Source organism: Joostella sp. CR20 (assembly GCF_038433465.1).
In the GTDB taxonomy this organism is placed as follows: Bacteria; Bacteroidota; Bacteroidia; order Flavobacteriales; family Flavobacteriaceae; genus Galbibacter.
Map to the genome: position 1 here is coordinate 1 of NZ_JAESVF010000044.1, position 404 is coordinate 404.

Below are 404 nucleotides of genomic sequence, written 5' to 3' on the forward strand. Positions count from 1 at the left end.
CTATGCCATCACGCAAGAGGATATCGATGCTGGTGGGGTGTACAACTTAGCAACTGTTACTGGAGATGATCCGGACGGGACTTCAGTTACTGATACTTCGGAAGATCCAACACCAGTAGATCCAACAGATCCAAACAATCCACCTGTAGATCCTACGTGTCCAGATTGTACTGTAACTCCGCTCCCAACTGGTCCAGATCCTGCTCCAGTTGATGATGAAGAAACTGATATAGCAGTGACTAAAACGGTAGATGTTTCAACGGCATTTGTGGGTGAGGAAGTAATCTTTACCATCACAGTTAGCAACTTAGGACTTATTGAAGCTACCAATGTGGTTGTTACTGACGAGCTTCCATCAGGATATCGTTTTGTGGAGAGTTCAGTAAGTAAAGGAAGTTACGATC

General features: G+C 44.6%; 1 protein-coding gene. It reads left to right on the forward strand.

The window, feature by feature from the left end; genetic code table 11:
• On the forward strand, positions 1–404 hold a 404-nt coding region (locus JMA43_RS13985), incomplete at both ends, for a DUF7507 domain-containing protein (protein WP_446719414.1).